General features: G+C 68.0%; 9 protein-coding genes. 4 read left to right on the top strand and 5 right to left on the bottom strand.

Going from position 1 to position 9,440, the window contains the following annotated elements:
* On the bottom strand, window positions 1-716 hold a 716-nt coding region (gene bioB / locus QOC69_RS16220; RefSeq protein WP_526441292.1), incomplete at its 3' end, for a biotin synthase BioB.
* A 78-nt stretch (window positions 717-794) separates the two neighbouring features.
* Between bioB and QOC69_RS16215 the strand changes: the two genes are divergently transcribed.
* Both QOC69_RS16215 and QOC69_RS16210 read left to right on the top strand, forming a co-directional pair.
* Window positions 795-1,400: a TetR/AcrR family transcriptional regulator gene (locus QOC69_RS16215; protein ID WP_526441290.1), complete on the top strand. Its 606-nt coding sequence runs from the start codon at window positions 795-797 to the stop codon at window positions 1,398-1,400.
* A gap of 62 nt (window positions 1,401-1,462) precedes the next feature.
* A complete protein-coding gene (locus QOC69_RS16210) occupies window positions 1,463-1,798 on the top strand; it encodes an MmcQ/YjbR family DNA-binding protein (RefSeq protein WP_526441287.1) in 336 nt (111 codons plus the stop codon).
* Here the strand turns inward: QOC69_RS16210 and QOC69_RS16205 are convergent.
* Genes QOC69_RS16205 through bioA form a run of 4 tightly spaced genes read right to left on the bottom strand, consistent with a single transcriptional unit; the run spans window position 1,791 to window position 5,516 of the window.
* Window positions 1,791-2,300 (bottom strand): 2'-5' RNA ligase family protein, encoded by a 510-nt coding sequence (locus QOC69_RS16205; RefSeq protein ID WP_526441285.1) that lies wholly within the window; start codon window positions 2,298-2,300, stop codon window positions 1,791-1,793. The two genes, QOC69_RS16210 and QOC69_RS16205, sit on opposite strands and share 8 nt — an antisense overlap.
* A 1-nt stretch (window position 2,301) precedes the next feature.
* Entirely contained in the window at window positions 2,302-2,982 is a 681-nt protein-coding gene (gene bioD / locus QOC69_RS16200; RefSeq protein WP_526441283.1) for a dethiobiotin synthase, read from the bottom strand.
* The gene (gene bioF / locus QOC69_RS16195) at window positions 2,979-4,157 is read right to left on the bottom strand and encodes an 8-amino-7-oxononanoate synthase (protein WP_526441281.1); all 1,179 of its coding nucleotides are present in this window, start codon (window positions 4,155-4,157) and stop codon (window positions 2,979-2,981) included. The genes bioD and bioF overlap by 4 nt, the downstream gene beginning before the upstream one ends.
* A gap of 54 nt (window positions 4,158-4,211) precedes the next feature.
* On the bottom strand, window positions 4,212-5,516 hold the full coding sequence (gene bioA, locus QOC69_RS16190; RefSeq protein ID WP_526441279.1) for an adenosylmethionine--8-amino-7-oxononanoate transaminase: 1,305 nt from the start codon (window positions 5,514-5,516) through the stop codon (window positions 4,212-4,214).
* A 109-nt stretch (window positions 5,517-5,625) separates the two neighbouring features.
* Between bioA and sucT the strand changes: the two genes are divergently transcribed.
* Window positions 5,626-7,818 carry an acetyltransferase SucT gene (gene sucT, locus QOC69_RS16185; RefSeq protein WP_526441277.1) on the top strand — a complete coding sequence of 731 codons (2,193 nt, stop codon included), beginning with the start codon at window positions 5,626-5,628 and terminating at the stop codon, window positions 7,816-7,818.
* Between the two features lies 1 nt (window position 7,819).
* Window positions 7,820-9,440, top strand: a 1,621-nt coding sequence (glgX, locus tag QOC69_RS16180; RefSeq protein ID WP_526441275.1) for a glycogen debranching protein GlgX, incomplete at its 3' end; no start/stop codon positions are given.

Raw genomic sequence — 9,440 nt, 5'->3', positions numbered from 1 at the left:
CGCGGGTTGAGGAAGTTCAGCGGCACCTCGTGCGGGTCCAGTTCGGCGAGGTTGGCCGCGAACTCGGCGCGCTGTTCCAGCGTCTCGCCCATCCCGAGGATGCCGCCGCAGCACACCTCCATGCCCGCCTCGCGGACCATGGCCAGCGTCTCCCAACGCTCCTCCCACGTGTGGGTGGTGACCACGTTGGTGAAGAACGAGCGCGCGGTCTCCAGGTTGTGGTTGTAGCGGTGCACGCCCATCGCCGACAGCCGTTCCACCTGCTCCTGGGTGAGCATGCCCAGCGAGCAGGCGATCTGGATGTCGACCTCGTTGCGGATGGCCTCGACCCCGGCGGCGACCTGCGCCAGCAGCCGCTCGTCGGGGCCACGCACCGCGGCCACGATGCAGAACTCGGTGGCGCCGGACTTCGCGGTCTGCTTGGCGGCCTCCACCAGGCTCGGGATGTCGAGCCAGGCGCTACGCACTGGCGAAGCGAAGAGCCCCGACTGCGAACAGAAGTGGCAGTCCTCGGGGCAACCACCGGTCTTCAGGCTGATGATGCCCTCGACCTCGACTTCCGGGCCGCACCAGCGCATCCGGACCTCGTGGGCTAGCGCCAGGAGTTCTTCGAGCTGGTCGTCGGGCAGTTGCAACACCCGCAGGACCTGGTCCTGGGTGAGCCCGACGCCGCGTTCGAGCACCTGCTCGCGCGCCAGACTCAACACATCGGTGATCCCGGTGTCGTCGACAGCGGACTGCGTCACTCGGTACTCCTTGCATGGACGAACTTGAACGGTGTTTAGGATACAGGGGTGCAGCTGCACCGACGCGACGTGGTCGACAAGGCCACCCAGCTCCTCGACGACTACGGCATCGCCGATCTGACCATGCGCAGACTCGCCCGCGAGCTGAGCGTCAGCCCCGGCGCGTTGTACTGGCACTTCGCCGACAAGCAGGAACTGCTCGGTGCCGTGGCCGACCGGATCCTGGAGCCCACGTCGGCCACCGTCGACGACGCGTCGTGGTCACGGTGTGTCGTCGGTGTCTGCACGGCGCTGCGCGACGCCCTGCTGTCGTTCACCGACGGCGCCGAACTGGTGTCGGCCAGCTTCGCCGCAGGGAAGTCCGAACGGATGACCGAGATCCTGACCCGGCTGACCACCGCCGCGGCACAGGGGGGCATCGACCCGGCCAACGCCGACCTCGCCGGCCGCACGGTGCTGTACTACGTGCTCGGCTTCACCGCCGACGAGCAGTCACGGCTACAGTGGGACGCCGCGGGCGCGCTGGTTGACGGACAGTCGGTGCTGACGGAGAACCCCAACGCCCGCTTCGCATTCGGGCTAAAACTTCTCGTCGACGGGATCGCGGCCCACAGCGGCGCCGAAGTCAACCTTTCGCAGGAGAAGTTCGAGTAGGCGTCTGCCGAACGTGCAGTTCGGTGGTCGGTTTGTCGGACGGCCCGACTAGCGTCCGAGGCGTGATCTCCGTCGACGACGTGCGCTGCATCGTCTCGCCACTGCCCAGGTCTTACGAGGTGGTGGTGCGCGACCAGATCAAGTTCCGGGTGGGGCGCATCGTCTACCTGGCGTTCTCGCGTGATGAGACGGTGCTGGGGTGCGCCTTCCCAAAGGAGGAACGGGCCGCGATGGTGGCCGCCGAGCCGGACAAGTTCATGCTGCCGCGCACGTCGGACATGAGATACAACTGGATTCACGTCCGACTGGATGCCATAGAACTCGACGAACTACGCGAACTGGTGATCGATGGCTGGCGGATGTGCGTACCGAAAAGGGTTGCGGATTCGGTCAGCTGATCGGATGTTCGCGCTTGGCGTCGCCGTCCCAGCGGCGCAGCCCGACGACGTGGCCCACGATCTCCGGCGGCGTACCCGCGATCCGCAACGCCAGGCCCAACTGGTCGGCAACGACCCGGCGCGCCATCGTCACGTGCGGGGTCCACTGACCGGGTGTCGCGTTCGCCATCGGGCCGGGATGCACGTGCGGCAGGCACAGCCGGTGTACCTCGGCGTGCACGTCCACCAGTTCCGCCGTTGGCAGCACCAGCCGCGTGAGCACCGCCTTGGACCGGCCGAACAACAGCGGCGCACCGATCCGGCACGGGAACGGGAACCGGCTCGCCAACGCAGCCAACGAGGCGTCCACGTCAGCGTCGATGCGCTGCGCGACGGTCAGCGTCGTATGCGGCCTGCTCGCCGGCGTCTGACCGTGGATCCCCGCCTCCGTCAGGCCGGCCCAGATGTTGCGGACCGTCGCCTCGGTGTCCGGGTCGTAGAGCAGCTCGACGGAATGGACCATTTCAACCGACCAGGCTCGTGACCCACTGCGGGTCGAACGCGGACGCGCTGATCGACTCGAATTCGGCGGCGCTGCATGAACCCGCGCCAGCGGGCAGCGCCGCCCGCACGCCCGCGATCCGGTCCAGCGCCACCCGGTTGGAGGTCTCGGCGGGACCCGGATCCGTCGGCCACCTGCCGATGATCAGGCCGGCACACCGAACATTCTGCGCGGCAAGCGATTCCACCGTCAGCGCGGTGTGGTTGAGCGTGCCAAGGCCGGCCGTGACGACGACGAGGACGGCGGCACCGACATCCACGGCGAGGTCGCGCAGCGTCACCCCGTCGGTGCCGAGTTCCACCAACAGGCCTCCGGCGCCCTCGACCAGGGTCAGCCTGCCCGGTTCGTCCGCCCCGCGGATCAGGGCGCCGAGTTCGGCGCGCGTCGGCAGCGCCATGCCCGCCCGATGCGCCGCCGCCACCGGCGCCAACGGCTCGGGATAGCGCCACCCCGACGTCAGTTCGCCGACGCCCGAGAGTCGCGCCACCTCGGCGAGGTCGTCGTCGCCGTCAGCCGCGCCGGTCTGCACCGGTTTGCACACCGCGACGTCGAAGCCTGCCAACCGCGCGTGGCAGGCCAGTGCTGCGGTGGCGACGGTCTTGCCGACGCCGGTGTCGGTTCCGGTGACGACGAGGACGGTCACTGGGGCAGGATGTCGCCGCCGGGGCGACTCCGGCGTGCCGCAGGTAGGACTTCCGTCAACACCCGTCGGGCCAGGGCCAGGTCGTCGTCGTCAAGGGAGGCGCGGGCGGTGAGCCGCAGTCGCGACGTCCCGGCGGGCACGCTCGGCGGCCGGAAGCACCCGACCCGGACACCCCGATCGAGACAGCCGGTCGCCGCGCCCAGCGCCACCTCGGGTTCGCCGAGGACCACCGAAACCACTGCCGACTCGGGCGCCTCGGCGACGCCGCACACCTGCGCGAGCGTCGCCGCGTGCCGCAATACCTCGCCCGCCCGCCATGGCTCGGCGGTCAATACGCCGAGCGCCGCCCACGCGGCACCGACGGCGGCCGGCGCCAGGCCGGTGTCGAAGATGAAGGGGCGCGCCGCGTCGATCAGATGATCGCGCACCGCCGCCGGGCCGAGCACGACGCCGCCCTGGCTACCAAGCGCCTTGGACAGCGTCGTCGTCACCACCACGTCTGGCGCACCGGCCAGACCGACCTCGTGCAACAGTCCGCGGCCGCCGTCGCCGCGCACGCCGAGGCCGTGCGCCTCGTCGACGATCAGCAGCGCGCCGTGCCTGCGGCACACGTCGTGTAACTCCCGCAGCGGAGCCAGAACGCCGTCGGCGCTGAACACCGAGTCCGTGACAACGACCGCGCGGGCTTCGTCACGGGCGCTCAGCGCAGCGTCGATGGCGTCGACGTCGCGGTGCGGCGTCACCACCACGCGGGCCCGGGACAACCGGCAGGCGTCGACCAGGGAGGCGTGCGTCAGCGCATCGGACACCAGCAGCGACCCCGCGCCGGACAGCGCCACCACCGCGCCCAGGTTCGCGGTGTAACCCGAGGAGAAGACCAGCCCGGACTCCGCGCCGACGAACTCGGCCAGCGCCGACTCGAAGTTCTCGTGCAGTTCGGTGTTCCCGGTGACCAGGCGGGACCCCGTCGACCCCGCACCCCAGGTGCGCAGTGCCTCGACCCCGCCCTCGATGACGACGGGATGCTGGGACAGGCCCAGATAGTCGTTGGACGCCAGGTCGAGTTCCGCTCCCACGGCGGGGCGGGTCCGCAGGGAGCGCCGCAGACCGGCGGCGCGCCGCTGCTGCTCGACCTCGTCGAGCCAGGCCAGCGGCGAAAGGTCGACGCGTGTCATCCGTGCTCCCTCGATGCCATTGAACACGTCGGCGAGCCGACGATTGAACACCGTTCAGGTTAGTGCACGGGCGACGCCGACCATCGCAGAGGTGATCTGGCCGACCTCATCGGGCGTGCACACGTACGGCGGCATGACGTAGACGAGGTTGCGGAATGGGCGCAGCCAGACCCGGTGCCGCAGCGCCGTCGCCGTCGCCACAGCCATGTCGACCGGCCGATCCATCTCGATCACCCCGATCCCACCGAGCACGCGGACGTCGGCGACGCCGGGCAGCGAGCGCGCCGGCGCCAATCCGTCGGCCAGGCCCGCCTCGATGGCGCCCACCATTTGCCGCCAGTCCTGGCCGAGCAGCAGTTCGACCGATGCCACCGACACGGCGCACGCCAGTGCGTTGGCCATGAAGGTGGGCCCGTGCATCAGCGCACCCGGCTGGCCGGAGCTGATGGTGCCTGCGACGTCGGCGGTACACAGCGTGGCCGCGAGCGTGACGTAGCCACCGGTCAGCGCCTTGCCCACGCACATGATGTCGGGACTCACACCGGCATGGTCGGCGGCGAACAACGCACCGGTGCGACCGAAGCCGGTGGCGATCTCGTCGAAGATCAACAGCACGTCTTGCCGGGTGCAGGCGGCCCGCAGGTCCGACAGATACCTCGGATCGTGGAAGCGCATGCCCCCGGCGCCCTGCACCACGGGTTCGACGATGACGGCGGCGAGTTCGTCGGCGTGTTCGGCGAGTTGTTGCTCGAACGCGGCGCTGTATGCGGGGTCGTAGTCACGGGGCACCTGGGGTGCGAACACCTGGGCGGCCAGCACGTCCGTCCACAGCGCGTGCATGCCGCCGTCCGGGTCGCACACGCTCATGGGAGTGAAGGTGTCGCCGTGGTATCCCCCACGCCAGGTCATCAACCGGTGCTTGCCCTCGCGGCCCCGGCTGCGCTGGTACTGCAGCGCCATCTTGACCGCCACCTCGACGGACACGGAGCCGGAGTCGCTGAAGAACACCGTGTCCAGACCGTCCGGGGTGATCTGAACCAGCAGCTGGGCCAACCGTGCTGCGGGCTCGTGGGTGAGCCCGCCGAACATGACGTGGTTCATCTGCGCGAGCTGTCCGGTGATCGCGGCGTCCAGCGTCGGGTTTCCGTGGCCGTGGATGGCCGTCCACCACGAACTCATCGCATCGACGACCTCGACGGGACTGTCATCGTCGCCGGCTGGGTCGATGACCGTCAGCCAGGCACCGCGCGCACCGACGGCCACCACCGGCGGCAGGGCGTCGGCGCCGATCGCGCTGTAGGGATGCCACACGTGGGCGGCGTCGATCGCTCTGATCTCGGCAGGCGTCAACGCAGGCACGTGTTCATCCTCTCTGCGCGCAAGCGCTCATCGCTGACATCCTCTCTGCGTGCCAGCGCTCATTGCAAAACGCGCATGGTCACCCGGTTAGGTAGATTGACCGTCGACCATGATGACCCTTGCCCCACCCCGGTCGGCGTCCTCCGCCGGTGCCGGTCCACCTCCCCGCACCGTCATGGGCACCCGCAAGTCGGGTTTCTACCGGCACGATCTCGACGGCCTTCGCGGCGTGGCGATTGCGCTCGTCGCCGTGTTCCACATCTGGTTCGGCCGTGTCTCCGGTGGGGTCGACGTCTTCCTTGCCCTTTCGGGTTTCTTCTTCGGCGGACGACTGTTGCGCGCGGCGCTGACGCCGACGGCCCCGCTGGCCCCGGGTCCCGAGGTGATGCGGTTGGTCCGGCGGCTGTTGCCTGCCCTCGTCGTCGTGCTCGCGGCGTCCGCGGTCCTCACGATCTTCGTGCAGCCGGAGACCCGATGGGAAACGTTCGCCGACCAGAGCCTCGCCAGCCTCGGCTACTACCAGAACTGGGAATTGGCCAGCACCGCTTCGGATTACCTGGCCGCCGGCGAGGCCGTCAGCTCGCTGCAGCACATCTGGTCGATGTCGGTGCAGGGCCAGTTCTACATCGCCTTCCTGGCGCTGGTCTTCGGGTTCGCGGTCCTGTTCCGCCGCCGTCTTGGCCGATACACCAGGCCGGCACTGATCGTGCTCCTGAGCGCGCTGACGATCGCCTCGTTCTGGTACGCGATCGTGGCCCACGACGCCGACCAGGCCACCGCCTACTACAACAGCTTCGCCCGCGGCTGGGAACTGCTGCTCGGCGCCCTGGTCGGCGCGCTGGTCCCGTACGTGAAGTGGCCGATGTGGTTGCGGACGACGGTGTCCGTCGTGGCGCTGACGGCGATCCTGTCCTGCGGCGCACTCATCGACGGGGTCAAGGAGTTCCCAGGGCCGTGGGCGCTCGTTCCGGTCGGCGCGACCATTCTGTTCATCCTCAGCGCCGCCAACCGGGTGGCCGACCCACACGTCGCGCATCTCGAGGGCCGGTTGCCCGCGCCGAACCGGCTGCTGGCCACCGCACCGTTCGTGTCGCTGGGTGCAATGGCGTACTCGCTGTACCTGTGGCACTGGCCGCTGCTGATCTTCTGGCTGGCCTACAGCGGTCACAGCGAGGCCAACTTCGTCGAAGGTGCGGTGATCCTGCTCGTCTCCGGCGTGCTGGCCTGGCTGACCACCCGCTACGTCGAGAACCCATTGCGCTACAAGTCCGCCGCCGCCCCGCGCCCCGTGACGCCGAAGCCGGCTGCCTCCATCCCGATCCGGGTGCGACTGCGGCGCCCGACGATCGTGCTGGGTTCGGTGGTCACCCTGCTGGGCGTCGCGCTCACCGCCACGTCCTTCACCTGGCGTGAACACATGACGATTCAGCGGGAGAACGGCAAGGAGTTGTCCGGTCTGTCGTCGCGCGACTATCCCGGCGCCCGTGCTCTGATCAACCACGCCAAGGTGCCGAAGCTGCCGATGCGGCCGACGGTGCTGGAGGCCAAGAGCGACCTGCCGGAGACCACCACCGCGGGCTGCATCGGTGACTTCGACGACGTCGACGTGATCAACTGCACCTACGGCGACGAGTCGGCGACCCGCACCATCGCGCTGGCCGGCGGTTCGCACGCCGAGCACTGGATCACCTCATTGGATCTGCTCGGCAGGCTGCACCACTTCAAGGTGACCACGTACCTGAAGATGGGTTGCCCGTTGACCACCGAGTTGACACCGCTGGTGATGGGTGACAACCGGCCGTACCCCAAGTGCCGCGACTGGAACGTCAAGGTGATGAACCGGTTGCTCTCCGACCATCCGGACTACGTGTTCACCACGTCGACCCGGCCGTGGAACATCAAGGACGGCGACGTGATGCCGGGCACCTACATCGGCATCTGGCAGGAGTTCGCCGACGCTGGCATCCCGGTGCTTGCGATGCGGGACACCCCGTGGCTGGTGCGCAACGGAAAGCCGTTCTTCCCGTCCGACTGCCTGGCCAGCGGCGGCGACGCCATCTCCTGCGGCATCAAACGCTCTAAGGTACTGTCCGACCACAATCCGACTCTGGATTTCGTCGCGCAGTTCCCAATGCTGAAACCGCTCGACATGAGCGACGCGGTCTGCCGTGAGGACTACTGCCGCGCTGTGGAGGGAAATGTGTTGCTATATCACGATTCTCACCACATCTCCACGACCTACATGCGCACCATGACCAACGAGCTGGGACGTCAGATCGCCGTCTCAACCGGCTGGTGGTGACATGGTCACGACCGTATGGCCAGGCACCGCATATCCGCTCGGCGCCACGTACGACGGTGCGGGCACCAACTTCTCGCTGTTCTCCGAGGTGGCCGACAAGGTCGAGTTGTGCCTGATCGCCAAGGACGGCACCGAGGAACGCATCCCCCTCGACGAGGTCGACGGCTACGTGTGGCACAGCTACCTGCCCACCGTCACGCCAGGGCAGCGCTACGGATTTCGCGTGCATGGGCCGTGGGACCCCGCGGCCGGTCATCGCTGCGATCCGAGCAAGCTACTGCTGGACCCCTACGGCAAGTCCTTCCACGGCGCGTTCGACTTCACCCAGGCGCTGTTCTCCTACGACCTCGATGCCGACGACCTGGCCTCGGGCGGCACCCCGCCGATGGTGAACTCGCTCGGGCACACCATGACCAGCGTCGTCATCAACCCGTTCTTCAACTGGGCCTCCGACCGGTCACCGAACACGCCGTATCACGAGACGGTGATCTACGAGGCGCACGTGAAGGGCATGACCGCGACCCATCCTGGCATCCCCGAGGGGCAACGCGGAACCTATGCCGGGCTGTCCCATCCGGTGATCATCGAACACCTCAAGTCGCTCGGCGTGACGGCAATCGAGCTGATGCCGGTGCACCAGTTCCTGCACGATCACAGGCTGCTGGACTTGGGGCTGCGAAACTACTGGGGCTACAACACGTTCGGGTTCTTCGCGCCGCACTATCAGTACACCGCCAACCAGAACGCCGGGGGCGCGGTCGCCGAGTTCAAGACCATGGTGCGGTCGTTCCACGAGGCGGGCATCGAGGTGATCCTCGACGTGGTCTACAACCACACCGCGGAGGGCAACCACCTGGGTCCCACCATCAACTTCCGCGGCATCGACAACGCCGCCTACTACCGGTTGCTCGACGGAGACGAGAAGCTCTACAAGGACTTCACCGGAACCGGCAACAGCCTCAACGCCCGCCACCCGCACACACTGCAGCTGATCATGGACTCGTTGCGGTACTGGGTGCTCGAGATGCACGTCGACGGGTTCCGCTTCGACCTGGCGTCCACGCTCGCCCGTGAGTTGCACGACGTCGACCGCTTGAGCGCGTTCTTCGATCTGGTGCAGCAGGACCCGGTGGTCAGCCAGGTGAAGCTGATCGCCGAACCGTGGGACATCGGCGAGGGCGGATATCAGGTCGGCAACTTCCCCGGTTTGTGGACCGAGTGGAACGGGAAGTACCGAGACACCGTGCGCGACTACTGGCGGGGAGAACCCGCAACCCTAGGTGAATTCGCGTCCCGTCTTACCGGGTCGTCGGACCTCTACGAGGCGACGGGCCGTCGGCCAGGCGCCAGCATCAACTTCGTCACGTGCCACGACGGCTTCACGCTCAACGACCTGGTGTCCTACAACGAAAAGCACAACGAGGCCAACGGCGAGGACAACCGCGACGGCGAGAGCCACAACCGGTCGTGGAACTGCGGCGCCGAGGGCACCAGCGACGACCCGGAAGTCCTCGAGCTGCGGGCCCGGCAACGCCGGAACTTCATCGCCACCCTGATGCTGTCCCAGGGAGTCCCGATGATCTGCCACGGCGACGAACTCGGACGGACCCAAAACGGTAATA

This window comes from Mycobacterium sp., assembly GCF_032162105.1.
Lineage (GTDB): Bacteria > Actinomycetota > Actinomycetes > Mycobacteriales > Mycobacteriaceae > Mycobacterium.
This window is presented reverse-complemented; position numbering and strand designations above follow the sequence as displayed.